This window comes from Providencia sp. Je.9.19 (assembly GCF_051129765.1).
In the GTDB taxonomy this organism is placed as follows: Bacteria; Pseudomonadota; Gammaproteobacteria; order Enterobacterales; family Enterobacteriaceae; genus Providencia.
In genome coordinates, this window is sequence record NZ_JBCPSS010000008.1 from 94,352 (window position 1) to 120,650 (window position 26,299).

The 26,299-nt window shown below is 40.2% G+C and carries 25 protein-coding genes; 5 read left to right on the top strand and 20 right to left on the bottom strand.

The genetic code is table 11. The features are described from left to right. Nucleotides 1-58 precede the first annotated feature (58 nt). Nucleotides 59-1,645: an RNA repair transcriptional activator RtcR gene (gene rtcR, locus AAZR93_RS19725; protein ID WP_434720817.1), complete on the bottom strand. Its 1,587-nt coding sequence runs from the start codon at nucleotides 1,643-1,645 to the stop codon at nucleotides 59-61. A 490-nt stretch (nucleotides 1,646-2,135) separates the two neighbouring features. Between rtcR and AAZR93_RS19730 the strand changes: the two genes are divergently transcribed. The 3 genes from AAZR93_RS19730 to AAZR93_RS19740 are packed head-to-tail and all read left to right on the top strand — an operon-like array spanning nucleotide 2,136 to nucleotide 5,316. Further along, the gene (locus AAZR93_RS19730; protein WP_434720818.1) at nucleotides 2,136-3,254 is read left to right on the top strand and encodes a slipin family protein; all 1,119 of its coding nucleotides are present in this window, start codon (nucleotides 2,136-2,138) and stop codon (nucleotides 3,252-3,254) included. 3 nt (nucleotides 3,255-3,257) lie between these two features. Continuing rightward, nucleotides 3,258-4,484, top strand: a complete 1,227-nt coding sequence (locus tag AAZR93_RS19735) for an RtcB family protein (protein ID WP_434720819.1) — start codon at nucleotides 3,258-3,260, stop codon at nucleotides 4,482-4,484. 25 nt (nucleotides 4,485-4,509) lie between these two features. Continuing rightward, the gene (locus tag AAZR93_RS19740) at nucleotides 4,510-5,316 is read left to right on the top strand and encodes a nucleotidyltransferase domain-containing protein (RefSeq protein ID WP_434720820.1); all 807 of its coding nucleotides are present in this window, start codon (nucleotides 4,510-4,512) and stop codon (nucleotides 5,314-5,316) included. A 75-nt stretch (nucleotides 5,317-5,391) separates the two neighbouring features. Here AAZR93_RS19740 and AAZR93_RS19745 read toward each other — a convergent pair whose 3' ends face one another. The 5 genes from AAZR93_RS19745 to AAZR93_RS19765 all read right to left on the bottom strand — a co-directional run bounded on the left by AAZR93_RS19745 (nucleotide 5,392) and on the right by AAZR93_RS19765 (nucleotide 10,890). Continuing rightward, a complete protein-coding gene (locus AAZR93_RS19745) occupies nucleotides 5,392-5,811 on the bottom strand; it encodes a DoxX family protein (protein ID WP_294109725.1) in 420 nt (139 codons plus the stop codon). 229 nt (nucleotides 5,812-6,040) lie between these two features. Beyond that, complete coding sequence (locus tag AAZR93_RS19750; protein WP_294109727.1) at nucleotides 6,041-6,610, bottom strand: molecular chaperone TorD family protein; 570 nt, start codon at nucleotides 6,608-6,610, stop codon at nucleotides 6,041-6,043. 346 nt (nucleotides 6,611-6,956) lie between these two features. Then, nucleotides 6,957-7,835: a dimethyl sulfoxide reductase anchor subunit family protein gene (locus AAZR93_RS19755; RefSeq protein ID WP_434720821.1), complete on the bottom strand. Its 879-nt coding sequence runs from the start codon at nucleotides 7,833-7,835 to the stop codon at nucleotides 6,957-6,959. Beyond that, nucleotides 7,832-8,473 (bottom strand): DMSO/selenate family reductase complex B subunit, encoded by a 642-nt coding sequence (locus AAZR93_RS19760; protein ID WP_434720822.1) that lies wholly within the window; start codon nucleotides 8,471-8,473, stop codon nucleotides 7,832-7,834. Before AAZR93_RS19760 ends, AAZR93_RS19755 begins: the two co-directional genes overlap by 4 nt. Then, entirely contained in the window at nucleotides 8,470-10,890 is a 2,421-nt protein-coding gene (locus tag AAZR93_RS19765) for a DMSO/selenate family reductase complex A subunit (protein ID WP_434720823.1), read from the bottom strand. The genes AAZR93_RS19760 and AAZR93_RS19765 overlap by 4 nt, the downstream gene beginning before the upstream one ends. Nucleotides 10,891-11,082: 192 nt before the next feature. On the opposite strand from AAZR93_RS19765, the gene AAZR93_RS19770 reads away from it, so the two are divergent. After that, on the top strand, nucleotides 11,083-11,856 hold the full coding sequence (locus tag AAZR93_RS19770; protein WP_294109733.1) for an AraC family transcriptional regulator: 774 nt from the start codon (nucleotides 11,083-11,085) through the stop codon (nucleotides 11,854-11,856). Between the two features lie 7 nt (nucleotides 11,857-11,863). Here the strand turns inward: AAZR93_RS19770 and AAZR93_RS19775 are convergent, their stop codons facing one another. The 9 genes from AAZR93_RS19775 to AAZR93_RS19815 all read right to left on the bottom strand — a co-directional run bounded on the left by AAZR93_RS19775 (nucleotide 11,864) and on the right by AAZR93_RS19815 (nucleotide 19,595). Then, the gene (locus tag AAZR93_RS19775) at nucleotides 11,864-12,946 is read right to left on the bottom strand and encodes an adhesin (RefSeq protein WP_434720824.1); all 1,083 of its coding nucleotides are present in this window, start codon (nucleotides 12,944-12,946) and stop codon (nucleotides 11,864-11,866) included. 14 nt (nucleotides 12,947-12,960) lie between these two features. Further along, nucleotides 12,961-13,491 (bottom strand): fimbrial protein, encoded by a 531-nt coding sequence (locus AAZR93_RS19780; protein ID WP_434720825.1) that lies wholly within the window; start codon nucleotides 13,489-13,491, stop codon nucleotides 12,961-12,963. Continuing rightward, nucleotides 13,491-14,018, bottom strand: coding sequence for a fimbrial protein (locus tag AAZR93_RS19785; RefSeq protein WP_434720826.1), 528 nt, complete (start codon nucleotides 14,016-14,018; stop codon nucleotides 13,491-13,493). The genes AAZR93_RS19780 and AAZR93_RS19785 overlap by 1 nt, the downstream gene beginning before the upstream one ends. After that, a complete protein-coding gene (locus AAZR93_RS19790) occupies nucleotides 14,011-14,415 on the bottom strand; it encodes a fimbrial protein (protein ID WP_434720827.1) in 405 nt (134 codons plus the stop codon). The genes AAZR93_RS19785 and AAZR93_RS19790 overlap by 8 nt, the downstream gene beginning before the upstream one ends. Before the next feature lie 56 nt (nucleotides 14,416-14,471). Next, complete coding sequence (locus AAZR93_RS19795) at nucleotides 14,472-15,227, bottom strand: fimbria/pilus periplasmic chaperone (RefSeq protein WP_434720828.1); 756 nt, start codon at nucleotides 15,225-15,227, stop codon at nucleotides 14,472-14,474. Nucleotides 15,228-15,279: 52 nt separating this feature from the next. Next, nucleotides 15,280-17,862, bottom strand: a complete 2,583-nt coding sequence (locus AAZR93_RS19800) for a fimbria/pilus outer membrane usher protein (protein WP_434720829.1) — start codon at nucleotides 17,860-17,862, stop codon at nucleotides 15,280-15,282. Nucleotides 17,863-17,935: 73 nt separating this feature from the next. After that, on the bottom strand, nucleotides 17,936-18,517 hold the full coding sequence (locus AAZR93_RS19805; protein ID WP_434720830.1) for a fimbrial protein: 582 nt from the start codon (nucleotides 18,515-18,517) through the stop codon (nucleotides 17,936-17,938). A 61-nt stretch (nucleotides 18,518-18,578) separates the two neighbouring features. Next, a complete protein-coding gene (locus AAZR93_RS19810; RefSeq protein ID WP_434720831.1) occupies nucleotides 18,579-19,130 on the bottom strand; it encodes a fimbrial protein in 552 nt (183 codons plus the stop codon). Between the two features lie 177 nt (nucleotides 19,131-19,307). Continuing rightward, nucleotides 19,308-19,595 (bottom strand): helix-turn-helix domain-containing protein, encoded by a 288-nt coding sequence (locus AAZR93_RS19815; RefSeq protein WP_294109752.1) that lies wholly within the window; start codon nucleotides 19,593-19,595, stop codon nucleotides 19,308-19,310. A 681-nt stretch (nucleotides 19,596-20,276) separates the two neighbouring features. Between AAZR93_RS19815 and AAZR93_RS19820 the strand changes: the two genes are divergently transcribed. Then, entirely contained in the window at nucleotides 20,277-20,897 is a 621-nt protein-coding gene (locus AAZR93_RS19820) for a flavin reductase family protein (RefSeq protein WP_434720832.1), read from the top strand. A 77-nt stretch (nucleotides 20,898-20,974) separates the two neighbouring features. Here AAZR93_RS19820 and AAZR93_RS19825 read toward each other — a convergent pair whose 3' ends face one another. From AAZR93_RS19825 to AAZR93_RS19845, 5 genes are all read right to left on the bottom strand, one after another. After that, entirely contained in the window at nucleotides 20,975-21,544 is a 570-nt protein-coding gene (locus AAZR93_RS19825; RefSeq protein ID WP_434720833.1) for an AAA family ATPase, read from the bottom strand. Between the two features lie 461 nt (nucleotides 21,545-22,005). After that, nucleotides 22,006-23,652, bottom strand: a complete 1,647-nt coding sequence (locus tag AAZR93_RS19830; protein WP_294109756.1) for a Na+/H+ antiporter — start codon at nucleotides 23,650-23,652, stop codon at nucleotides 22,006-22,008. Between the two features lie 285 nt (nucleotides 23,653-23,937). After that, complete coding sequence (locus tag AAZR93_RS19835; protein ID WP_434720834.1) at nucleotides 23,938-24,429, bottom strand: MarR family winged helix-turn-helix transcriptional regulator; 492 nt, start codon at nucleotides 24,427-24,429, stop codon at nucleotides 23,938-23,940. A gap of 85 nt (nucleotides 24,430-24,514) precedes the next feature. Continuing rightward, entirely contained in the window at nucleotides 24,515-25,270 is a 756-nt protein-coding gene (locus AAZR93_RS19840; RefSeq protein WP_434720835.1) for a maleate cis-trans isomerase family protein, read from the bottom strand. Then, a complete protein-coding gene (locus AAZR93_RS19845; protein WP_434720836.1) occupies nucleotides 25,267-26,298 on the bottom strand; it encodes a carbon-nitrogen hydrolase family protein in 1,032 nt (343 codons plus the stop codon). The genes AAZR93_RS19840 and AAZR93_RS19845 overlap by 4 nt, the downstream gene beginning before the upstream one ends. Nucleotide 26,299 lies beyond the last annotated feature (1 nt).

Consider the following 26,299-nt stretch of genomic DNA (forward strand, 5'->3'; position numbering starts at 1 on the left):
CCATCTCATTTAAATGAATACCGTTTTACCCCATCAGCCCCCTCTCGGGGGCTTTTGTTTACCCATTATTTCCCTTCACCCCATCCCAATCCAACTCAAACTTGGCGAGATACTTTCGCAGCCTATCTGCATCATTGGGCTGTTTTTTGTGTTGCCGCGATACCGCAAACAGCTCACGCCCCGCTTCAGACAAAGATGACGAACGGCGGCAAACTTCCAGTACTGTTGCCAGTTGCTGCTTATCGAATAAATCAATCTCACCGATTTGCTTTGGTAATGAATGGCTCGACTTTGGCTGCCATTGAGACTGCAAACGGCCAATTTCTTCCTCGGTAACCGCTTTAGTAATGCGCCCACGTTCGGCAAAAGTAGCCATCCGATTAATCGAGGCGCCAAGTTCACGGAAATTGCCACGCCACTGGGCTTGTGGGGAACAAGCAAACTTCACATAGACGTTACGAGCTTCACTATCAAAACGAATTTGGCTTTGCTGGTCTTGGCAAAATTTGGCTAATTCATAATCGATATTCGGTTCAATATCTTCACGACGTTCTTTTAACCCCGGCAAGGCAAAGGTCCACATATTGATACGGGCGTATAAATCTTCCCGAAACTTACCCGCCTCCACTTGCTCTGCAAGGTTGCGATGGGTGCCGGCAATCAGTTGAAAATCACTGTAAATTTCATTATCTGAACCAAAAGGAAAAAAACGTTTTTCTTCGATGGCTTTGAGTAACATCGCCTGCTCATCAAGGCCAAGTTCTGCAATTTCATCTAAAAATAAAATACCGCCATCGGCTTCTTTTAACAAACCGCCTCGTGCATTTAGCGCCCCAGTAAACGCACCTTTTACATGGCCAAATAGCGTCGACATGGCGTTATCACCCCGCAAAGTGGCACAGTTTACTTCAACAAATCGCCCTTTTACTTGATGACGGCTTTCCCGCAATTGGTAAATGCGTCGCGCCAAGAACGATTTCCCCGCCCCTGTGGGGCCATTGAGTAAGATCGGTGCTTTTGAGCGCAATGCCACCCGCTCGATTTGTTCAATCATGGCGTTAAATGCGGCATTTCGGGTCGCAATACCGGATTTTAAAAACGACACCTGCTGCTGCTGCTCTTTTTGGAAGCGGCTGGTAATATGAGTATAACGGCTGAGATCAAGATCAATCACCGTGTGAATACCTATCGGATCTTTCTCTCTCCCCTTTTGGCTCGGTGAGGTTTGAATTAATTTGGCAGGTAAATAATGAGCTTCCGTTAATAAAAACCAACAGATTTGAACCACATGGGTACCGGTCGTGATGTGTACCAGATACTCTTCATTATCGGTATCAAATGGATAATTTGCCGAAAAATCTAATAGCGAGGTATACACCTCTTCGAAATCCCACGGGTCGGCAATGTCCACTTCATGCAGCATCACCTCAGTATTAGGCGAGGTTTCTTCAATATCATCTTTGACCCGACTCGCCATTGAGTGGTCGTTGACCTGATGCAGCAATTCAACCCGATCAATATCGAGACCGGGTTGTTGGCACAGGCCTACCGTTGGGCGCCATTTTGTCCAGCGATTAGCTTTTTTACCTCGCCGATCAAGAACTGTACCCAATACACCAATGACCACTTTACGTTTTTTATTCATAATGAGTTTATATAAATTTATAAATGACGATATAGAAAGATAATAAATAGCCTAATTCATTTCTCTTGGTAATGTTAGCTAAATTCAACAATAAATATTTAATCTTTATTTTTCAATGCAATATAAATATTTATTGTCTCTTCATCAAAGTTGGCACGCTTCTGGCAATAATAAATTCATCCACTGCCGGAAATTGTCTGAACTTCGCGTTCAACCGGTGCAGACATGGTGACCCGAGTCACTACATGGTCTGTATGCCGCCGTCAGGAAGATACCTTATGGTAATAGCAACGCTATCAGGTTCGACTCCTGAAAAAAAATACAAATCCAACTGTATAAAACTAAGCTGAAGTTAAGCTTAAAGCCGCCACTCGAGAGCCACGCCGAGTGATGAGCAGAAATTTAGACAGCCCAGTCAGGCACTCTATTTTTCCCCTCACCACTTCGCTTTTTTCTTCAGTGGCGGATAAATATTAAAAAAGGAAAAATAATGAAAAAAATAAAAGTTGCTCAGGGACAAATCGCATTGACCGCTAAAAATGGAGATTTTAAACAATTACTGACTGCGGGTGAGCACCGTTTATATGATTGGTTTAACAAATTGACCGTGTCACTGTTCACCCTCGACAATGAACCTATTGAGGAAAAACTCGCGGAGCACTTGCGCCAATTTCACCCTGACTGGGTTGATGAGCACTGCCTTGATGTAGCGTTATCTGATGATGAAATCGGATTCATTTATTTACACAATAGCTTGAGCGAAATATTGCCACCCGCGACTCGTCGGTTGTATTGGAAAAATGGCAATAACTTAAAAGTAGAACTGCAATCAACAGAACATAGTGTAATTGAAACCGTGTTTGTGTCACGACTAATGGGTAAAAAACGTATTAAAGGCAATGAGTTGGCCTTGATTAGCCAAGTCCCTGCATGGCATGTAGGTATGTTAAAAATTGATGGTGAGATCCAAAATTTATTACAACCGGGAACTTACGGTTATTGGAAAATCAACCACAAACCAGAAGTTGAAATAATAGACACCCGCTTGCAATCCCTTGAAGTGAGCGGACAAGAGATTTTAACTAAAGATAAAGTGACGTTACGCATCAATCTTTCGGCTAACTGGCGTTATGCAGATATCTTAATGGCATTCTCGAAATTGACCCAGCCTGTGGATTATCTGTACCGTGAGCTACAATTTGCATTAAGAGAAATTGTCGGCACCCGTTCACTTGATGAATTACTGGAAAACAAACAATTAATAGATGAATTAATATTGGCACAAATTGCCCAAAGTGCGGCTAGCTTTGGTCTGGAAATCGACAGCGTCGGTGTGAAAGACATTATTTTACCGGGAGATATGCGCACGATTTTATCTCAAGTAGTTGAAGCAGAAAAATCCGCCCAAGCCAATGTTATTCGTCGCCGAGAAGAAACTGCCGCGACGCGTTCATTGCTAAATACCGCAAAAGTGATGGAAAACAACCCAGTTGCACTGCGTTTAAAAGAGCTTGAAACCTTAGAAAACATTGCGCATCGCATCGACCAAATTTCAGTTTATGGCGGTTTAGACCAAGTATTAAACGGATTAGTAAAAATTAAGGAATAAATAATGATAAACAATAAATTCAATGAATTGATTCAAGAAAATAGCGCACCAGTAAAAATGTGGACCAATGGGGTTCCTGTTGACCCGAAAGCTGTAATCCAGCTACAAAATACCGCCAAAATGCCGTTTATTTTCAAGCACCTTGCAGTGATGCCTGACGTTCACGTAGGGAAAGGGTCGACAATTGGGAGCGTGATCCCAACCAAAGGTGCGATTATCCCTGCGGCGGTTGGAGTGGATATTGGTTGTGGAATGATTGCCGTGCGAACCTCCTTAACGGCATCTGATTTGCCAGATAGCTTGCAAAATATCCGTTTTGCTATTGAGGCTGCGGTTCCACACGGTCGAACCACACATCGACATGGGCGTGATAAAGGCGCTTGGTATCGAACTCCAGATATTGTCGATACCCACTGGACACACTTAGATGAAGAGTTTAAACGTATTTGTGATAAGTACCCAAAACTACGCCAAACTAACCATTACAAGCACTTAGGAACACTGGGAACGGGAAACCACTTTATTGAGCTGTGTTTAGATGAGCAAAACCGCGTGTGGGTGATGTTACATAGCGGGTCGCGAGGTGTCGGAAATGCGATTGGTAATTTGTTTATCACACTGGCGCAAAAAGATATGCAACAGCATATTGCCAATTTGCCGGATAGAGATTTAGCTTACTTTGAAGAAGGAAGTGTGCATTTTAATGACTATATGCAAGCGGTTGGTTGGGCGCAAGATTTTGCCCGCCATAACCGTGAAGTGATGATGCACCGCGTGTTAGAGGCACTATCACGAGAGATCCCAAAACCTTTTACCACAATGCAAGAAGCGGTCAATTGCCACCATAACTATGTGCAAAAAGAGCAACATTTTGGTGAAGACGTTTTAGTGACACGAAAAGGTGCGGTATCGGCACGAAAAGGTCAAATGGGGATAATTCCAGGGTCAATGGGGGCAAAAAGCTTTATTGTCCGCGGGTTAGGTGACGAAGAGAGTTTTTGTTCCTGTAGCCACGGCGCAGGCCGTGTGATGAGCCGAACAGAAGCCAAAAAACGTTTCTCAGTCAGTGACCAAAAAATGGCTACCGCCCATGTCGAGTGCCGAAAAGACAGTGATGTGATTGACGAAATACCTATGGCGTATAAAGACATAGACGCGGTAATGGCCGCACAATCATCACTGGTAGAAATTGTTCACACCTTACGCCAAGTCGTGTGTGTGAAGGGATAAATATAAAAAAGTAATAGGAGAAAGCATGGAAACTGACCATGAAAGCGTATCCGTGCTAATGAAGGAACGGATACATAAAACACTCAAAGAAATAGAAGAGACTTATCACGTTAAAATACTGTTTGCGTGTGAATCCGGTAGTCGCGGCTGGGGTTTTGCCTCCCGCGACAGCGACTATGATGTCAGGTTTATCTATGTGCATAAACTTGATTGGTACCTAACACTGGATAAAAAACGCGATGTGATAGAAAAACCGATTGATGATGAGTTAGATGTGTCTGGTTGGGAGTTATCTAAGGCATTGAAATTGATGCGTAACTCTAACCCTGCATTAATAGAGTGGCTACATTCACCGATTGTTTATTTTAAAGATAAGGTATTTTTTGCTCAATTGGAGCAACTGGCAGCGCAATTTTATTCACCGTTAAAGTCACGTTACCACTACTTATCAATCAGTAAACGTAACTTACATACTGACTTTAAAGGTGAACAAGTTCGCCTGAAAAAATATTTTTATATTTTGAGAGCAACATTAGCTTTGCGTTGGCTAGAACTTGGCAAGAAAATGCCACCTATGGCATTTTCAGAATTAGTTGCAGCAACAGTTAATGATAAAGCAGTGCTAGATGAGATAAATGAGTTGCTCTTTTTTAAAAGCCAAGCGAATGAAAGCCAATACGGAGCAAGACGCCCTGCTATTGATCGATTAATAGCTGAGAGTATTGCAAAAGCAGAGCTACTACAGCTATCAGAGCCTAACTATCGGCATAGTCATTTATTAGATGATTTTTTATTTCAGACAGTGTTACAAAGCAGTACTAGTACTGCTTAAAATACATAAAGGCCATCAAAACTTGCTGATGGCCTTTATACAAAATAAAGTTCAAAAAACAAAAGTTAATCTAAATTAACGCCAACACGCATTTCGCATCACTGAATATTTACCCGCACCCAAAAATGCTAAAGCAATACCACTCACAAAGAAATAAACGAGGCTTTCGATTGCCCATGCTCCGGTTTTATCGAGTAAAAATGTTTTATCCATACCGATCATTAACCATGCTACAAACATGGTAAACGCCACCAGCAACGCTGACGGGCGCGTTAAAATACCCAGAATAATAAAGATAGGTGCAATTACTTCACCCACAATAGTACCGTAAGCAATAAATTCAGGTAAGCCATAAGAAGCGAGCAATGCTTTGATACCGCTCGCGCCCGTCATTAATTTGCTCATACCATGAAAAAGCATTAAGCCACCAACAGACAAGCGTAATAGTAATTTTCCTGCATCTTCATGAGATAATAATCGATTAAATAGTCCCATAACAGCACACCCCTTTTTAATTATAGATACCTACTACTAAGTAGTATGACTTAAAAAATGCATTATGGCTTAGAAAGGTAAAATAAGAATCATTTTAATTTGTATTTATTATAGCTAAATCAACTATTCTATAATTATTTGTATTTTACTTTTTTATCATTCAAATATTACGCTTAACTCATTAAATTTAATCCAAAAAATTTGAAAGACATTAACTACATTAAATACATTACCAGCGACATGATACTACCGTTGTGAGTGTTAATTTCGTCAATGCACTATAAAAAGGACTAACCGTAGCCACATTAAGTTGCTTAGTAAATTGTGGTAACCAGCAGCTTAAGTGATCGACAAGCAGCTCATTCAACGCCGTTTCTCTCACCTGTGAAGCCAATACTGCCGCTTGAAACAACATCAATCCAATATGATCTGAAGGCTCTGGGTATCGGGTTTGTACTTTTAAACGTTCCCGCTTTAAAAACTCACTCAATGCTACTGTTGAAGAGCCTTGTAAGACACCTTCAGGATCGAGATAAACAGACCCCCAAGGCGGCGCAGGTAGCGCCTCTGGGCCAATAAACAAATCTGTCCATTGGCGATGAAGCTGTTTGATATCGATATTAAGCGCTTGAGTTATTTCCCTGCTCAATTGATTCTCTATTTTACATGGCCACTGAGAAGCAAAATCAGGGGTTTTAAAAAAATTCATCGCATATCGGCTGGTTTCATCTTCTGGTGAAAAAAGATAACAGGTCCCTAATATATTAAATGCCGCGGCATAATGTGAAAAATGGATCATAAAAATAACTCTTTAATTTATTTGTTTTTAGCCTATTAAATAGGTAGCTGAATGAAGCCAACACCACGACAACAAGAAGTATGAACAACACCCAATACTCAAATAATTCGTGTTGTCGCTAGGCGGCAAAATAAAGTTATCCTTGGAAGCATACAAAAGTATGTGACCGAGGTAGCTGAATGAAGCCAACACCGCGACAACACGAAGTATGAACAACACCCAATACTCAAATAATTCGTGTTGTCGCTAGGCGGCAAAATAAAGTTATCCTTGGGAGCATACAAAAGTATGTGACCGAGGTAGCTGAATGAAGCCAACACCGCGACAACACGAAGTATGACGAGTATTAGTGAATAACGTAAAAACAGTACCTCAACATAAACTCCGCCACTAAAGCACAGCAACAGCCAGCAACTACATACTCCTGCCCTTTTGAACTGGATTTTATTTGACGAAATAAACCAAAGCCTAAAATAAATACCCCTAATATTCCGATAAGCCAGCTAGTGATACGCAGTGACCAAATTTCTTGGTAAGCATGAATAGAATCTATAGGAAATGTGATTGATTCATTATTATAACTTGCGTGTACTAGGTAACTTTCATAGACAGGTTGATAGACCAAACGAATAAATAAACTTATTCCTATGACGCCCCACAATATCCATAATCCACGAGTCGAAATTTGTGCCGCAGTGAAACTAGCATTAAATTTCAGCAATAAATTAACCAGCAAATAATAGCCCGCGGCACCTAGAGTTAACATCGTGCCATAGAACATCAAATAGGTATTATCATTCATCCACGTTAACATTGAGGTATAACGATAAATTGATGCCATAGCATACACATCACACAGCCCTGCAATAATGGCAAGCCCGAGTAACACATATGACAACCGTTTTTTAAACCATAACCATAAGAAAGTGAGTCCAAGAAGCGAAAAGTAGGTGGCGGTAAACACCACTTCACGGCTCAGCCACGATGAAAAAATATTTAATAAAGAGTTAGGCGCATTAAGTGGAACCCCTAAGTGAGTGATAGAGGACAGCAATCCAATCCCTGCAAAAATACAGGCAACAAATAAATACCACAGTAAAAAAGATGACTGATTCTTGCCTTCCAATACTACGGTTAATTTTCTAGTATTTAGCCCTAGCATCACCGTTAAACCAATAGATGCCTGCATTAAAAATGTGAATAACAATAATGACCACTCATTCATTTTGTGCCGCCTTGATGATGGTTCGAACTACGCCCTGCGCCTTGGTGTGGATGAATCACTAAATTCGGGTGAGTAATGGAAGAGTCTGGCAACCCTTTCACATCCGCTTGATGGCCATAACGCTGTCTTAACTCATCAATCGGTCCGAACTGAATCGCCCCTAAAGGACAAGTCGCCACGCATACCGGCTGCTCGCCCTTTAGTTGTAAATCAATACAAAAATCGCATTTCGACATTTGTTTGGTTTCTGGATTCATTTGCGGTGCGCCATAGGGGCAAGACCACGCGCAAGTACCACATCCGATGCATTTATCCGTATTGACGAGCACAATGCCGTCACCCTCTCGTTTATGCATTGCCGTCGTCGGACAATTTTTCACACACATTGGGTCATCGCAATGGTTGCATGAAATGGATAACGTATAAGCAAAAACGTTATTCACTAACCCGCCAGTGCCATTTTCGATAAATTCGCCCCCAGCAACTTCATAAACACGTCGGTACTTACGCCCCACATCGAGTTCGTTTTTATCTTTGCAAGAAACCTGACACGCTTTACAGCCAGAACAACGTGCCGAGTCAATATAAAATCCAAGCTGCTTATCGCTAATCCCTGGGTGAACAAGGAATTTACTCATGCTTTCGTTACCTCCACCAATAAGGTTTGATGCGCATTACCGTGTACCATGGCGGTACTGCGCGCCGAAGTGAGAACATTGGCACACCCACCTTGATCGATGCCTTTTTCATCTGGCATCCACCATGCCCCCGCCTGCAAGGCGACCACGCCAAGCATAATGCGCTGGGTGATTTTTACTGGCACCATAGTGATACCGCGGTCATTGTTCACTTTCGCGCTATCACCATCAGCAATATTTCTTCGCTTTGCATCAATAGGGTTTATCCAAAGCTCTTGGCGCTGGACTTCTTGTAACCAAGGATTGGCAAATTGGGTGGAATTGGCACGATTTCGCCCTTTCCAAGTAATCAGTTGCAATGGGTAACGTGAAGTTAGTGTGTCTTCAGGTCCTTCAATAGCAGGTACATAATGGGATAATGCAGGAATATCCACATCATGGCGGTCATGTAGACGCTTAGAGAAAATTTCAATTTTACCTGAAGGTGTTTCAAACGGATTATTGGCTAAGTCTTTGATATTCTTTTCAAATGCAACATGTCCAGTATGAGGCTGATGTTTGAGTAAGTGGCGACGCTTAACCAGTAACTCATCAAAGGTTGGAATGCCATCTTCAGGACGCTTATCATGAGCGTCGTTAACTAAATGTTCTATCCACTGTTTTTCAGTACGACCTTCACTGAATTGTTCGCCCACTCCGAGTTTATCAGCCACCTCACGTAGCCATTCATAATCACTGCGGCGCTCAAATTCAGGTTCAATCACTTTTTCAGATAAAATAATATAATTACCGGTTCCCCACGTTCCGCCCACATTCCAACGTTCCATAAAACTGGTTTCAGGCAGCAAAATGTCAGCATATTTCGCACTTGGCGTCATATAGAGGTCGCTGTAAACGATAAATTCAACCTTACTTTCATCTTCTAAAACTTTAGCTGCATGCAAAATATCTGGATTCTGATTAGTCATGTAGTTGCCCGCCAACGAGAAAATCATTTTGATTTCTGTGTCGAGCTTTTCGGCATTTTTTAAGCCATTATTAGGCGTAACAAGATCTTTATTTTCACAAGCTTGCACCCAGTTAGTGATATTGATTTTCGCCTTAACCGGATTTTCAAATAGGCTTGGCCCTGCCAATGTTTTGCGCAAATCAGGCGTAACAGCCATACCGTAACCTGCTGCCCATCCGCCTTTCACTCCGACATTACCAGTGATGGTCGCCAGTAGTGTTGCTCCACGAGCAGAACGTTCACCACAAATATGACGCTGTGGTCCCCAACCTTGCATTAACGCAGCAGGTTTGGTGCTTGCATATTCAATAGCTAACTGTCGGATAGTCTCAGCAGGTACTCTCGTGATTGGCTCTGCCCATTCTGGGGTTTTGGCAACTCCATCTTTGTGACCCATTAAATACGCCACTAATGACTCATTTTCTGGCACACCTTCTGGCATTTGGTGTTCAGCAAATCCGACGGTATATTTATCAATAAAGGCTTGATCATGGAGCCCTTCGCTGATGATCACGTACATCATCGCATCCATCATGGCGTTATCAGTCGTTGGTAAAATCGGGATCCACTGGTCGGCTAATGACGACGCAGTATCTGAATAGCGAGGGTCGACAACAATAAATTTGGTGCCATTTTTTTTCATTTTTTGAAAATAATGATTGGTATGACCAAAAATAGTTTCATTCGGGTTATGCCCCCATAGGATCACAAGTGGCGTATTTTCTAAAGTATCAAGAGTGCTACCACTAGCTGAAGTGCCATAGGTGTAAGGCGTCACCGCCATGGTGTTGCCGTTACTCACCGAATGGTAATTCTCCAGAAATCCACCTGTAAGATTAAATAAGCGGCGTAGCATATTGGCACCCGAGAAAATGCCACCAGTCACCCCCGTACTTAAGCTAACGAAACGAGAAGCAGGCCCATATTGCTGATTAATCCGTTGCATATTTTCTGCAATCAGCGTTGTTGCTTCTTGCCAGCTAATACGTTCAAAACGCCCTTCTCCCCGCTTGCCAACACGTTTCATTGGGTATTTCAAACGGTTAGGATGATAGACAAATTTACGGTAACTACGTCCACGTACACAAGCCCGCATGATTGGCATTTCTTCATCTAGATCAGCATCTGGTCTTGTACTTATACGAGTGACTACTCCGGCTTTTACATGAGCTCGAATATCACATTTCCCACCGCAATCAAAGCTACTACAGGTCGATACCACCCGTTCATCATCCTTTATGATTGTTTTTGTTGGAATGACCGAGGCGTCTTCTGCAATTGAAGCGACAGATTGAGACGCGATAAACGGGACAGCCATAAGTGCAGAGCTGCCTTGAATAAAGCGACGACGGGTGAGAGGTTCAATCAGGGACTCATGGGTACCAGCCTGATTAGTTTTATTTTTCATGATAACCCTACCTTTGGCATGCATTAAGTTGCCGCGCTAGGGTAAACATTTATGTGTTTGCCAACTTTCGAAAAACAGACAAACAGATCTGAATTTCAGCCAACCACTCTAATTGTAAGGTTATTGTTATCGAGATTGCCAAAATTCACAAATTAAGCAACAATATTTGAATATCAGCCAAGAAAGATCACTATGCGAAATATTCCACTTAAGACCGTCGATGCCATCGAACGCGATGTACTCGCTATCGGAACCGATTATTTGCCTAATGTGTTGCTAAATTCCCATGTTCATCGTCGAGCACAGTTTCTCTATGGAGCCACAGGGTTAATTGAAGTCAGTACCGCAGATGGCGAATGGGTCATTCCCCCCGATAGTGGTGTGTGGATACCTGAAAACACGCCACACGAAACACGAATGCTCAACGTCAGTACCCGCAGTCTCTATATCGAACCGAAAGCCGCGCCGCGCCAAAACCAGAAATGTGAGGTGCTCAGAGTATCGCCATTACTACGTCAGCTATTACTTGAATCCGTCGATATGCCTATCGAATATGATATTCACGGCCGTGATGGCATTATGATCCAACTTATTTTGCATGAAATTACCCAAGCTAAACCTTTACCTTTTTTCGCCCCCATTCCACGAGATGAAACCTTAGCTAAGCTGTGCCGTGAATTTCTTAAAAATCCGCAAATTACCTCTTTACCCCAAGAATGGGCAGAAAAAGTCCATAAGAGCGAGCGCTCATTTAGCCGCTTTTTTGGCGCTCAAACAGGATTATCATTTTCTGATTGGCGACAACAAGCTTGTTTGCTTAGCGCAATAACCCATATTTCAGCAGGAAAATCGATTACTGAAGTGGCTTTTGACTTGGGTTACAGCAGTGTGGGCTCATTTTCAACGATGTTTAAAAAATGGTTAGGGCAAACACCCTCAAGTTTTATTCAGCGAATTGGTGAATAAAAACAGGTTAATCAAAAGTCGCAATCAACCATGCAGATCCATGGTAATCCCCTGCATCTGCATTTTCCCCTTGAATACGACTACGAATATTGATCTCTCTCGACCCATGAATATCCAATCTGAAATCAGTACCTGATTGCCCCGTCAATTCATCTATTAGCACTAATTGGCTGTAAATTTTCTGATTGAGGTCATTGGTCAAAGGCAGACGCTTTTGTGGGTCATCATCTGTTGCATAATCAAGCCTCAAGTGAACTCTCGTCGATGAAACAAACTTACAACTGTAGGTAATTTTTTCCATGACGGTACTATCATAGTTTAGGCTATTTAATTGCCCATGACGTAAATTCACCGTACCTGCCTGCCCTGTGCTGGTCATTGTTGAACATAATGCGCCCACATTAAGTTGGGAAGCTGCTAATCGCATGGGAACAGTCGACTCATTCAGTGGCCAACTATCATAAGGTGGAACAGTTTTTTGTGCTGTAAATGCGCGAACGTATCCGCCAAGATCCATTTCCGCAATTACCAATTGACCATCAATAATTCGCTCATTAATATAAAAAGTAATCGTTATAGGAAATTGATTCGTAAAGTTCGATGCCGGTCTTGTCATGCCAGGATAGGAATATGAACACATTCCCGCGTTGATATTCAGCCAATTCATGATTCGGGTCTCAACAGTCATCATTAAATTACTGTTAATATGATAAGCCACTTTTCCTTCTATATTTGTTCCCAAGGTTGGCACATACATGAATAAACGATGAAATGCATTGTCAGAGAGAATCTGAGTATTACTGTCACCCCATCTTCGACCAACACAATCCACCAGCCCAGTCACACTCACTGATGAACCGCCTCCCTCCACCACAATTGGCTGGCCAACTCGATAATAATTTTTACCATCTGTCCCCCTATGTGAAGTTGGTTCTATCACGCTATTACTATCTAATTTAATCAAATAGCCCGCCGTTGGATTTTGGATTTTTGCTGCATAATCCGCGTTAGTTTTTACACTGTATAAAATAAAAAAGAGAAGAAAAAAACTGATTGGGTAAGTGCTAATTTTTGATTTAAGATTAAACATAGCGCCAATTTCCACTAGTTGTAAGTGACTAAAACCATCATGGTTGAGGTGAATTTTCCGACAGCTAACTGGCTCACTGGAACCGTATTCACCAGTTGAGCTTGCAAGTCCATTCGATACTGCGTTGCATCGATTTTTTCAGGGTAAACCAACTGTTTGATCCCTACATTCAATGAACGAACCTTACCGCCGGTAATATCACTGATATCAATACCTAGCCCATCCGTACTCGTCGCTAAAATGGCTTTCCCGTTATAAACTAATGAGCCATCATTTTTAGGCTCCAACATAATCGCCAAATCTTTATTAATATGACAACCCGATATATAGAGAGGAAAATTTTGCATCACGCTTAAATCACTAAGATTATCTATCTTGATAATACCAAAGCTAATTTTTAATGGTGAACTGCTGTCTTCACTGCGAATATCACATGCGGGCGAAATCATTGTGGCCGTGATATCGACGAGTACATCGGCTTGCCCCATGGAAGTCAGCAATAACAAGCACCAAGAATATTTAGTTACTTTATGGGTTAATTTCACTATTCATACTCCATCGCAAATGTCACTCGACCTGAAAAATCGCCAACATTCGCCTCACCAGATGCAGGTTTGCGTACCAATACCCCAAAGGCAATTTGTTGCTCGCTCCCGACGATAGAAACCGCGCCGATCTTCATTGCGGTGTTCCAAACAATGGGTTTTTCCTCACTATCCACCAACCCTAAAACGACGCCACTGGAACCTTGGGTGGAGATGTAACTGTTACCATTAATATTGACCAGCTGATGACTTTGCCAAGTAAATTTAATTGTTTTGTTTAAATCAGTTTGACTACAATTTTCAATGCCGATCGAAAATGGCGTAACCGCACTCGATTCATTTTCATTGATAAATTGCCACCGCAAATTATCTAACCGAATTTTTTTATTGATGGACTCAGCGGTCAATTGGCAAGAACCTCGCACAAGCACACCGCTAAATTCCACATCTAAGTGGCCGGAACTTGGTGCATGATGAGAAAACCCAATCATCATCAACAACCAAAACAAGGCAATCAGCTTATTCATAGATAACCTCTAATCGCAAAATGCTTCGCTTTGCGTCTAAAAAAGGTAGCTTTATTGCATTATTACCATTGAATAAACCAAGTGAATAACGACGAATAACTTGCCCCTGCCGTACATCATAAAACTGTAATATTACCGGTGTTTTAGCCGTTGCATGACGGATCGCCACATCATCAAAAACTTCTCCCGCTCCGCAATGAGTCAAGCTCAATCCTTGTTTTACAAGTAAATTGCATGGCGCATTAAACACACTGGCATTCACATTCAACCACCCTTGCAGTGACGATTCGTAATTCGATTCTTTTTCTGCGGTATTAATGACAAGATATTCTGCCATTGTGGAATAACTTAGAATTCCACCCATAAAAATCAGTGAGCACTTCATGATTTGGTTCATCATCCCTCCTTAGCATTTACCCGCAACAAGTAAAAATACTTATTTTTATATAACAATTACTGCTCTCCTGTTACGGTGCAGGTCTCTCCTTGGCAACTAAAAGCCAATGTAGGTTTACCACCATAGTCATTGATATAGGTAAGATAAGGCTTTGATATTGCATCGGATATAATATCTTTTGTCGATTTTGGAGCAACCATCATGACTTGAAAAGCGCTTTGCTCAGACTGTTGTTTGCTATTACCAAAACCAATCACAGTTAAATTAAATGGCGTAATATTATTGAGCCGATAACCGTTATGAATTCTTTGTAACGTCACTTTATGAGGCCACTTAGTTTCTGATTCAGCCAAGGTACTCGCAGGGCGATAAAACAATTTGACTCGTGATTGCAATGCAATCTGTAACGTGTTGTTTTCATTAGATTTCGGCGGAATTTCTCGTAAATTAAAATAAAATACTGACTCTCTATCTTGGGGCAATTGACTCAATAATGGCGTCGCACTTAAACGCACTAAACTTTGGCTATTAGGTTCTATTCGCTGCAAAGGCGGCGTTGCTAGCAAAGCGCCTTTCGTTAACTTATTCCCCTGTAAATCTTCTATCCAGCTCTGTGCTAAATATGCCTCTTCTGGATTATCATTGGCGACCCTGATATTGATTGAAGTTTTATCTCCTTGAAAAATAATGCGTGTTCTATCCAATGTCACTGCACCATAAGCACTAGCAGATACAGTAATTACGACAAATAAAGCTTTGGTAACGAAAAAAACTAACCCACTTAACTTGCCACCTATCTTTATGCTTAACATAACTAACCTCATAAAAATGTATTGAATCATGTAATTAGATGCAAAATATTACTTAGCTTTCGAATACTCGAGCCGGTGTGTTTTCTGGCGTGCAAGGTAACAAAAGCATATCTGACGTTGGATGGCGTTTTTCAGGTAAGACGAGTTCGCACTGTTTTTGGTTATGCCAATAAACAGACAGTTTTTCTTGTAAAGACACTCCAACTATCCATGTCACACCATCCTCCCCCACAATACCCAACTCTTGGTTTTCATCATTACGCACACTCGCACCAAAAGGTGGCGTTTTGCCATTATTCAGTCTCAAAATCGCAAACAACTTCTCCCCTTGCAGCACAGAAAAACTGCGATAACCAATCGCCCCTTTAGTGAGAGTGATATCAATAGTTGAATCTAGCGTTTCTATATTGTCGGGTAACTTACTGGTATTAATTGATGCAGTTGATTTACGATAACTATTCACATTAGGAATAACGGCTAGGCCAAAGGCATTGGTTTTAATCACGCCATTATCAAGAGGCACTCCACTAACATTTGGCGTATCGACCATCAAACGTGTGTCACCATTCGCGGAGCGATGCAGCGCTACGCCTTTAGAGGTCAATGTGATACCGCTATTTATTGATGCGCCGATACTGTGATATTGATGAGGAACATAGCTGGCATTAGCAGAAATATTGGCTTGGGATAAATCTTTTGAATAAAAACCACTGAAACTAGATTGGCTATCTATATTCTGCCCATGGTTATATCCCATATTGAGATTATAATTTTCTTGATCCCCATAACCGCTATAACCCACATTATGATTAAATTGGTTATTACCCGCTGAACGTGAATAAAGCTCAGAAAAAGTCAAACTATGACCGCTATACAAAGGGATTGTTAAATACAAATTAATTGCGTCATCTTCATAACCATTATCACGTTCTGTTCTAGTCGCCGATAAAGAAACATTGGCATTATGTTGAGATAACTGAGGAAAACTTATATTAGTATTGGCGTATAGACCATATTGAGTTTGAGGGTCACCCTGCCAATAAGTGCTGTATTGATAATTCATTGAGAGATTAAAATGATCAAAATACTTATTAAGATAAACTTGATAGTTTTCTTTCGCCGCCCGTGTTACTTGTTTGGTTCTATCTTCATCCATAAACTGATTTAATGTCCGATATTCTTTATCCGCAAAACGATAACCCGCAAAAGTAATATCAGTACGTACATCATCAAATGATTTTGCATAATTAAGCCGATAAGAACGGCCTTGTAATCTGTCATCTGTGAACTGTGCAAATGATTGCGTTATATCGATTGATACAGCTCCAACTGCAAATAAATCACGTCCAATTCCTAGTGCAACACTTTGGTAGTCAGTATTTAATTGGCTACCTCCATATAAAGACCACGCGTTTGATACGCCATAAGAAAGTTCGCTGCTAATAACAGGTTCACCGGTGAGATGACGATTATTGTAACGCGTTTTACCTGCTGCCAATTTATAGACTACCCGCCCCGGACGGGTTAAATAAGGCAATGATGCGGTGCTTATGCTGAATTTTTTTTCTTCGCCATTTTCTTCTCGTACCGTGACATCCAATACCCCCCTAACTCCGCTATCTAATGTTTGAATACGAAATGGTCCAGGCGGAACAGCCGTTTCTGAAATAACTCTATCTTGGCTACGCACAATCACAATGGCATTAGTATTTGCAACACCTATGATTTCAGGAGCATATCCCACCAATTTAGGTGGCAACATGCGATCATCGCTTTCAAGAGAAAGTCCGCTATATTGCCAAGACTCAAAAATGTCAGAATAAAAATAGTTTTCTCCCAATGTTAGGATAGCGGCTGACTCTTTTAATGAGGTGAAAGCATATAACCTTGTAAAATCAAATTGATGTGCTTCTTGAGGGTAATATCCACCCCGCTGCTTTTGATACGTTGCATTGAAATCACCCCGCAAACGCCAAGCACCTATATTTATCCCTGAAGTTCCATTGGTGGATAAATAAACACGCTTAGTTCCTTCGTTTTCCTTCGTTGCTGATGCGTTAACATTATAATCAATAAATCCCCCGTTCATCCCCTCTTCCCATAGTGCAGGAGGCACCCAAAAAGGGTCTCGATATTCCATCCAAACTTGAGGGATCGTGATTTTTAATGATAATGTGGCAAGTTCTACTTTTAACTGAGCCCCAGTTAATGCAGAAAAATCAAGGCATTTCCCTTCATGAGAAGTCATTAATTTTTCCATTGCACTACTTTTTAATCCCATTAAATCGCGTAAATCAGGGGAAATACAGATCGTCTGAGAAAATCCTGCTGTCGGCTGTTTTTGCTTATAAATTGAATGTTTTAAAACAGAGAGAGGATTAGCGGGATCTTTATAAACGGAGACCTCACGAGGAGCCCCTAAACGTAAGCCATTAACAAAAATAGTCAAAACATAGTCGCCGGGGGGTACATATCCCGCAACGGAAAACTGGCTCATATCAATATTTTGAATATCTTCGGCATCCAACATTTCCGTATTAAATTCAGTACCATAAACGGTCCATGAAATAATGCTAAGCGCGAACACAACAACCAGTCTGATTTTTTTATATTTGAAGCTAAATATGAACGTCATGCTCTATACCATCCCAAATACGATAAGAATGCTTCCCCAAAAAGAGAATTTCGCCAAAATATCTATATATGTTTTATTGATAATCGATGAAAAAACGGATTAGCCCTTGATAGCTGCCAGCTTCAATAGGTTGCCCTGTCAGCTCTAAACGTAAGAAATAGCGTAAAAAGAGTGTTTGTCCCGATTTACTTTGCCGTAATACATTGTTAGATAATGGGTAATTTTGCCCAGGAACGAGAATATTGAGCGAGTCATCCAGTACAGAAACCCCTAACCCTTGGGAAGCCCCCTGTAATACAAAAGCATGAATATATTCCGCGCTGTGTCCCATAAAACGTATGGTCCAAGTTTTATGATCCAAAGAAGAAAATGCGCTGCCACAATCACGTAGTTCAATGATAAAGGGCTGATTATGTAACTCTCGAGCAGTCTCAGTAGATAGCATAGTGAGTGTCAGTGATGAGAAATTAATAGTCTGATAACGATTTTCCATCACGATCGAACATGGCGTGGCAATAACACTCCCCATGATCAACGTCATCATATCGATACCTTGAAAATTTAATTTTTTAACTGAATGCGCAGTAGAACTCGTAAAAATATAAACAATGACTAACAGCGCTATGCGTCTCCCAAGATTTTGATAAACAATCATAATCTTCTCCATTCATCCGCTTATTACCCGCCAGATATAGACTGACGGGCATCCAACATCATTATTGGTAAGTAATGCGGAAATTGGATGTGGCATTAAATTTACCTTCAGCAACATCCTTAGTCGTATCAACCGCTTTTGCTAATGCTTTAAACGATAATGTGTTATCCCCTTTTTTATTAATAATCAGTGGTAAAACATCTTTCGCTTTACCGAATTCAAAACCATCAATGCCTATCCCAACATTATTAGTATTGCCCGCAGAAGTAGACAGTAATATATTGGTAAGATCGGCGTAACGTTGCCCTGTAAAAACTAGCTCCATCGATTTAACTACCATGGGTTTTCCGCTGGAATCTTTATTGAAATCAGTAAAGTCACAACCTGTAAATTTAATATCAAAATCAACCTCAGCAACTCTACCATTTTCAAGAGCTCGCCTAGATAATTGCCCAAAATCAATAACTTGCTTCAAGGAAGATTGAGCGATATTACAAGGAGAGCTCACGACCGTTCCAGTAAAATCAAGTGTTCCTGCATTTTCACTCATGGCACTGAAAGATAGAGTTGATACCGTAAAAGCTGTTATTAGCGCTAATTTAATTAATTTCATCCGTTTATCCTTTTAATTAAAAATTTGATTGAAAATAAATACACCATCAAAAAATTAATCGTGTAAATTTCATATTTATTTAACACTTCAATATTTAATAAATAGACATCATCTAAAATAAAAAACAGTAATCTGAATATTATTTAAAATAATATAATTCATTGAAATTAAACAAATTTAATTTAGAAAAATAAAATCATTTTGCATCTTCATATCGGCAATTTCTTCAGAGTAATTCGCCAAAACTTGGAAAAAAAAATCTGGCCAGTCTTTATCTAATACTGCCAATAAAATATCTAATGTCTCAATATTGATACTTGTTTCTCCTCTTTCATAGCGGGATATTTGTTGTTGACTAACATGTAAAATTTCGCCTAACTGCAATCCAGTTAGTGATTTATTTATTCTTGCAGATCTTAAAAAAGAACCAATATCTTTACGTAATAGAATATTATTTTTCATCATATTAGAAACCAATAAATAATAATTTAAAATCATTTAATAGCCATTAATAAACGATTAAAAATAAATTAAGAATAAATTTAATTTTTAAAAAACGAACAAACTTGAAATTAAAATAAATATAACCTTATCAAAATATAAAATTATCAATTCAACCTGTAAATACGTTTGTATCGATCGAATAGATATAATTCAATAGCCAATATCTATCGAATAATAATAAATAGACATATGGAAAAATAATAATACACATAAAAATCAAGGCTATAAAAAACAAATAAAAATCATAGCATAATAAAAAAATCATTTAATTATATTATTTAATGCGACCGATATCACAGTTACTATTCATTATCAAAAGGAAACTATTATCTTATAAATAATAATTAAAAATCAGTTTAAAATCTCAATGAAAATAAAAAATAACATTAAATGAATCATACCAACACAATATTTGAGTAAGAGTAACGCTCAGCTAAAGTTAAATTAAAAAGCGCAATACATCTATAAAATCAATTACAAGATATCATTATTTGATATAAAATAATTATTAACTGTTAATTAAGCTAATTAATATAATTAGTTATCCATTTAATGCTAAATCTATACACTGACTGCATTTTTCACTTTTTGACTCTACTTCTTATGTTGTTATCCATTAAAATAGAATAAAAGGAGAAATTAATGACAATTAAATTTTATAGCTACCAGCCCACCCTTGGCCATGGCTTGCCCCATGATCCAATCCCATCCCTAATTGCCCCTCGCCCTATTGGCTGGATATCGACTTGCGATAAAGCAGGAAGAACTAATCTCGCACCCTACAGTTTCTTCAATATTTTTAATTACTCACCACCGATTCTCGTTTTCTCAAGTGTCGGAAAAAAAGACTCCGTTACCAATGCAATTGAAACTGGCGAATTTGTTTATAACCTTGCAACACTAGAGCTTAGTGAGCAAGTGAATATGAGTAGCGCAACATTAGAACGAGGTGAAAGTGAGTTTGCTTTAACGCAATTATCTACCCTCCCTTCAACAATAGTTACACCACCTCGTATTGCTCAGACCCCAGTCTCGATGGAATGTGTCGTGACACAATACCAACAACTTAAAAATGCGAGTGGACATCTACTCGATACTTGGATGGTTATGGGAGAGGTGGTTATGGTGCATATTGATGAATCAACATTAGAAAATGGATTATATGATAGTGCGCAACAAAAACCCTTACTGCGTGCAGGTGGACCGGCAGATTATTATTGGATAGAACAGCAACAGAAGGTTAAAATGTATCGCCCTAAATAATGATTCACAGCTTACCCGTTGAAGCGACTGATACTATAAACATAGACAATCAGCCGCTCAAACTCATTATTAGCTCATTAATAAAATTTACACACGAGCTGTTCCTGACTATCGGGATAGGAAAAATGTTTGGTTATCAAATCAAATGCTGCCTCAGATGTTTTAAATGGGTTTTCACCCGTTAAGTTACGCGCCACTAATCTTTTTTTGCACTCATCATTATCAACCGATAATACGTGAAAAATATATGGAACAGCCGATACTTCTGCCAGTGATTTCAACCATTTCCGCTGTGTTGGCGTATTAGCAGGGAAATCCATTATCACGGAGAGTCCCGCACTGATAAGCTGTTTAATGTGATTTTCTAACAACGTTTTAATTAACGCGCTTTTTTCAACATAATGAGCGAGCTCAGTAATTTCACCCGGATATAATTTTGTCAGCCACTCATCTTCATTGAGTACGATAGTTTGAGGGCGCTTCGCCAACTTGCTTGATAAGGTTGATTTTCCCGATGCAATTTTACCGCATAAAAAATGCAATCTTGCATCACTGATCATTTGGATCATCTCCTCAAGAGTATCCGTTGGTTGTAGATTACACTCGGGGTCAGATGCTAATTTCTGGCCATTTTTCATTGAACACATAAATAACTCCTACTGACAATTAACCAGACAGGAACAAAAAACCCGCCTATCTGGCGGGTTTAGAATGCAGCTTATCCCCACCACTAAGTGATGGTAATAATCACAACTGAATAAGCGACAAACGATGACATAATTTTTCCTAAAAACAATTAACTAATACATTATCAATTCAATGTTGGTTGTCAAATTCAATTGATAATACGGATGAATTATAACCTCTAAAAGAGTCATAGTTGATACTTTTAATACTATAATAAGAAGATTAAATGACCAAAAATACCGCTTAAATAGTAAAAATATTAAATATGAACCCAAAATAAATTATAAATAGTGCAAAAAATCTCAGAAAGAATTATGTGAGCTCGTCCAATTAAAAAAGATTATTTGTAATAACTTATAAATAAAAAACGGCCAGAGCACAACATCTCTCTGACCGTTCTAATCATAAAACTCAAGACTAATTAGTGTTTATTATTTTTATGATGATTTAATGTTTCTTCTTTTAAATCAAGCTCATCACGCAAACGATGATAAACACGTTCATTAATATTTTTACCTTTACGCATTTGATATAGAGCATCACGCTTAGCTTTAAGCGCTGAACGAGACATATTGCGCTCCATATCAATCATCTTATGTAAATCAAAGACATCTGACTCAGTCTCATCTGAGTTATCTAATCGTCTACCATAAATCTCTAATAACTGAGCACCAACTTCTGTACGCATCGCGATTTCATCCATATCTTCCGACGGATGATTCATTAACTCGCGTAAATGTGCCATTGCAGCTTCATTTAGCGCCAAACGTGCACGAATTTCGTCATTATCATAAGGTAAGTCTTGTACTAATCCTTTAGTCAAAATAGGCAGTGCAATACTGGCAATCAGTAATGAACACAAAATAACACCCATAGCTAAAAAGATAGCAACATCTCGATTTGGGAACAAGGAACCATCAGGCATCAATAATGGCAGCGTTAAAATACCCGCCAAAGTAATTGCGCCCCGAACCCCTGCGGTTGCCATAATCGCCATCATGCGAATATGCATTACGTCAGCTTCTTTACCACGGCGGCGATTATGGAAGACGGTTAATGTCATTGAAATCCATACCCAACTGAATCGTAGTATTGCCAACGTAATAGTTATCACTGCAACATAGACAAACAACATCCATGGGTGGCTCGCTCCCGCGGCCTCAGCGACCTGTGGCATGTTTGTCCACATACCCGGCAGCTGCTCGCCCAATAAGATAAAAATCATACCATTCAATGCAGTTTGTACCGTATCCCAAACCGCTTTACTTTGCATACGGGTTGCCGCTTGCATACGACCTGCAATTTTTTCATAGTGCATTGCGATACCCGCAACCACCGCAGCTAAAATCCCAGAAACAAGTAAATGTTCAGCAACCAGATAAGCGGTAAATGGCATTAACAAGCTGATCATTATCTGAATAGCAGGTTCTTCACCCGTACGCTTAACTAAAAATTGATTTAACCAACCTATTGCCCAAGCGACCAATAAGCCCACTAAAATCCCGCCAACAGCCACCACTACAAACTGGCCCGCAGCTGAAACTAAAGAGAAGACACCCGTTGTGGCCGCTAACACCGCAAAACCAAAACATACTAGCCCTGTTGCATCATTGAGCAACGATTCACCTTCAAGAATATGAGCCATACGTGATGGAAGAGGAGAATTTACTGTCATCGCAGAGACAGAAACTGGGTCTGTGGGTGACAATATTGCCGCCAATGCAAACGCGACGGCCAATGAAATCGCGGGGATCAACCAATGGATGAAGAAACCCATACCGATAACTGTAACGACAACCAAACCAATTGCCAGTGACATAATGGGTTTGATCTCTTGAAATAGCGCTTCTTTTGGAATGCGCCAACCATCAAGAAAGAGCAGTGGCGGAATAAATAAAAATAGGAATAAATGAGGTTCAAACTCAACCGTAAATCCGAACAGAGATAACCCTGCACCCAACGCTATCTGAATAAGGGGTAATGGGATAATATCTTTTAGCAAGCGTGAGACAAATACGCTCACAACAACGGCTAATAAAAAAACGAGTACAAGTGTCACTACCGACATCGATTGCTCCATGTTTAGCTAATCATTGATGATCAGTAAATAGATAAATTGAATCAATGTAAAGTCGCAATTTATGAAGAGATAAAAAAAATAAAGAAATCAGAAACAACCATATCAATCATTGTGTTACAAGATATTATCCGCTCTACCCTCTCTAATATTATTTATTTATATCTTATTGATATTAAAAATCATATTCATTTTTTATCTTACAATCTAGCGAGTGCTATCAATAGTCGCACCAAACCGTCATTATTTGACTAGTTTGTCGCTTTCTAGAGAATCTTATTCAAGATCATTTTGCTCAGTTACATTTTTATCGGCCTTATTTATATCAACTGAATGACGTTCGATAAGCTCTTGTAGTACTTGTTTTAGCATTTTTCTTTTTCTAGCCCCTAATGGAGCAAGTACCGCCTGTTCATGTAGCTGAGCCTCAACCAGTAACCCTTCAACTAACTGCATACCACTTGAAGTGACACTCACTAAAGTAACGCGTCGGTCACTACCACTGTGATTATTATGTCTAATCACATGCCCTTGTTGCTCTAATCGCTGTAGCACTCGGGTAATAGTGGGTTGTTTACTCACTGTTTTTTGTGAAAGCTCAGTGATCCCCATAGAGCCATTATTGGCAAGGGTTGAAAGTACACGCCATTCTAAGACAGATAAACCATGTGCCTCAACAACCGCATGAAATTCAGATGAAACTAACATCCATGCCTGCCCCAATAGGGCAGGTAGATAATTATCAACAAAGACTTTTGAATCTGACATCTCGCCCTCTTGCCTCTCTTGATGCATTATTGCATTTGTTACTAGAAGAGTAGCAGAAGGAAACTTAACTCTTAACATAATTTAGTTAAAACTTTCCACTAAGTAACGAACCGAAACCATCAACTCGAGTGTCTAAACCTAATTTTTTCAACATCATGTAGGTTGTCGCAACCGATGAGGACAATACGGGTAAACCCACTCGATCCTCAATCAACTGAATTGAAGGTAATGATGGCATTTGTACGCAAGCAGAAGCCACGATGACATCGACGTTAGTACTAAGTTTCTTCGTAATTTCAACCGGTGCTAATGGGTTTTGGCGACCCACTTCCAGATTATCGGGGATCTCTAATGAAATACTATCAACAACTTCTATCCCTTCGCTTTCAATATAATCGATCACTAATTGCGTCAACGGCTTCATGTAAGGCGTCAAAATAGACACTTTTTTCGCACCAATCGCATGTAAGCCATCGACTAATGCACCAGCACTGGTCACAACGGGTGCAGGATGACCGTTATCTACAGTGCGCTGAAATAAGCGTTTTTCTGATACTCGGTGATACCCTTTACCCATACTCATAATCGCCACTAAACAAGCATAGCCAAGCACATCAACCGCAGCATCTGATAATTCAATCGCACAGCGGTCGCTGTCTGAGTCCATTTTAGCGAGTTCATCTTTTGTGACTTTCTGCATACGCATACGGCTAGAATGAAAAGTAAAACGCTCTGAAAACAACGCTTCACGTGCACGTAAAATGGCAGGGATCTCCGTTTCCATCGTGGTATTTGATGAGGGCACTATCTGCCCGATACGAAAAATGCGTCCGTGGCTCATAGGCCTTTCTCCAATGAATTATCATCTGATGGTGTAAATGGGTTAAGTTCATCTTCATCTTGTCCATCATGATGAAAACGAGCAGCCGTTAAAGGACGACGATTAACCTGTAAATCAAAAATATCAAAACGATTATAGTGTCCGGTAATGTCATGCATTTGGCGTGGTGCAATGCATTTATTTAAATCAATATCCGCATAAACAATACCTTCTTGGTCAATCAACGGCTCACCGATAACACGACCATCAGGACCAATAACGCCTGAAAATGCACTGTTAGGGCGCGCTAATAATTCACGAGACTCTGGATGTGTTGCCGCCATAGCATCAATAATCTCTGGCGAAACCGTAGAGCAGGAAACAATAGTGAAAACTTTCCCTTCAAAACAATGAGCAGAAGCACGCAAACGGATAGCCTCTGCCATATCGTAATCTTTCGGCGCGACAGGTAACGCAATATAGCTGGCGATATGGACGAGCTCACCTTGTGCAAGCAAAGCAAAACGTGCCAATGTATTGGTATTTTCGCCACAAGCCAAGGCACCCAAGGGGCCAACACTGGTTTGATGAACTTTCAGCGATGAAGCATCACCATTTGCCCAGGTTAATTTTTCAGCCCATGTCGGCACCAATTTACGATGACGCCCAAGAATTCGGCCTTCATCTGAGATAGTCACTAAGGTGTTATACAATGTGGCAATCCCATTAGGATTGCGCTCATTCACGCCAATAACCACATTGATATGATGGCGAGCTGCCGCTTGAGCCACCTTTTGAATTTCAGGCCCCGGTACTTCAATTGCTGACTTACACAGTTTTTCAAACCATGGGCTGCCATCAATCGGGTTCATGACCCAACTCCAATAAGGATATCCTGAAATAAACACTTCAGGAAAAGCCACTAATTTTGCACCGTTATCTGCCGCTTCTTCAATCAAGCGACAAACTTTATCTACGGTTGCGTCAGTATCGAGGAAAACGGGGGCGGCCTGCACCGCCGCAGCTTTAAATTGCGCTAAATTTAACATC

Excerpts from the sequence above, each read along its gene's own strand:
- AAZR93_RS19830 (WP_294109756.1), bottom strand. The coding sequence starts at position 23,652 with ATGTCGGTAGTGACACTTGTACTCGTTTTTTTATTAGCCGTTGTTGTG.
- AAZR93_RS19770 (WP_294109733.1), top strand. The coding sequence starts at position 11,083 with ATGCGAAATATTCCACTTAAGACCGTCGATGCCATCGAACGCGATGTA.
- AAZR93_RS19740 (WP_434720820.1), top strand. The coding sequence starts at position 4,510 with ATGGAAACTGACCATGAAAGCGTATCCGTGCTAATGAAGGAACGGATA.
- AAZR93_RS19745 (WP_294109725.1), bottom strand. The coding sequence starts at position 5,811 with ATGGGACTATTTAATCGATTATTATCTCATGAAGATGCAGGAAAATTA.
- AAZR93_RS19835 (WP_434720834.1), bottom strand. The coding sequence starts at position 24,429 with ATGTCAGATTCAAAAGTCTTTGTTGATAATTATCTACCTGCCCTATTG.
- AAZR93_RS19825 (WP_434720833.1), bottom strand. The coding sequence starts at position 21,544 with ATGTGTTCAATGAAAAATGGCCAGAAATTAGCATCTGACCCCGAGTGT.
- AAZR93_RS19805 (WP_434720830.1), bottom strand. The coding sequence starts at position 18,517 with ATGATTGTTTATCAAAATCTTGGGAGACGCATAGCGCTGTTAGTCATT.
- AAZR93_RS19760 (WP_434720822.1), bottom strand. The coding sequence starts at position 8,473 with ATGAGTAAATTCCTTGTTCACCCAGGGATTAGCGATAAGCAGCTTGGA.
- AAZR93_RS19845 (WP_434720836.1), bottom strand. The coding sequence starts at position 26,298 with ATGTTAAATTTAGCGCAATTTAAAGCTGCGGCGGTGCAGGCCGCCCCC.
- AAZR93_RS19785 (WP_434720826.1), bottom strand. The coding sequence starts at position 14,018 with ATGAATAAGCTGATTGCCTTGTTTTGGTTGTTGATGATGATTGGGTTT.
- AAZR93_RS19750 (WP_294109727.1), bottom strand. The coding sequence starts at position 6,610 with ATGATCCATTTTTCACATTATGCCGCGGCATTTAATATATTAGGGACC.
- AAZR93_RS19735 (WP_434720819.1), top strand. The coding sequence starts at position 3,258 with ATGATAAACAATAAATTCAATGAATTGATTCAAGAAAATAGCGCACCA.
- AAZR93_RS19730 (WP_434720818.1), top strand. The coding sequence starts at position 2,136 with ATGAAAAAAATAAAAGTTGCTCAGGGACAAATCGCATTGACCGCTAAA.
- AAZR93_RS19820 (WP_434720832.1), top strand. The coding sequence starts at position 20,277 with ATGACAATTAAATTTTATAGCTACCAGCCCACCCTTGGCCATGGCTTG.
- AAZR93_RS19810 (WP_434720831.1), bottom strand. The coding sequence starts at position 19,130 with ATGAAATTAATTAAATTAGCGCTAATAACAGCTTTTACGGTATCAACT.
- AAZR93_RS19815 (WP_294109752.1), bottom strand. The coding sequence starts at position 19,595 with ATGATGAAAAATAATATTCTATTACGTAAAGATATTGGTTCTTTTTTA.
- AAZR93_RS19775 (WP_434720824.1), bottom strand. The coding sequence starts at position 12,946 with ATGTTTAATCTTAAATCAAAAATTAGCACTTACCCAATCAGTTTTTTT.
- AAZR93_RS19795 (WP_434720828.1), bottom strand. The coding sequence starts at position 15,227 with ATGTTAAGCATAAAGATAGGTGGCAAGTTAAGTGGGTTAGTTTTTTTC.
- AAZR93_RS19790 (WP_434720827.1), bottom strand. The coding sequence starts at position 14,415 with ATGAACCAAATCATGAAGTGCTCACTGATTTTTATGGGTGGAATTCTA.
- AAZR93_RS19755 (WP_434720821.1), bottom strand. The coding sequence starts at position 7,835 with ATGAATGAGTGGTCATTATTGTTATTCACATTTTTAATGCAGGCATCT.
- AAZR93_RS19840 (WP_434720835.1), bottom strand. The coding sequence starts at position 25,270 with ATGAGCCACGGACGCATTTTTCGTATCGGGCAGATAGTGCCCTCATCA.
- AAZR93_RS19765 (WP_434720823.1), bottom strand. The coding sequence starts at position 10,890 with ATGAAAAATAAAACTAATCAGGCTGGTACCCATGAGTCCCTGATTGAA.
- AAZR93_RS19800 (WP_434720829.1), bottom strand. The coding sequence starts at position 17,862 with ATGACGTTCATATTTAGCTTCAAATATAAAAAAATCAGACTGGTTGTT.
- rtcR (WP_434720817.1), bottom strand. The coding sequence starts at position 1,645 with ATGAATAAAAAACGTAAAGTGGTCATTGGTGTATTGGGTACAGTTCTT.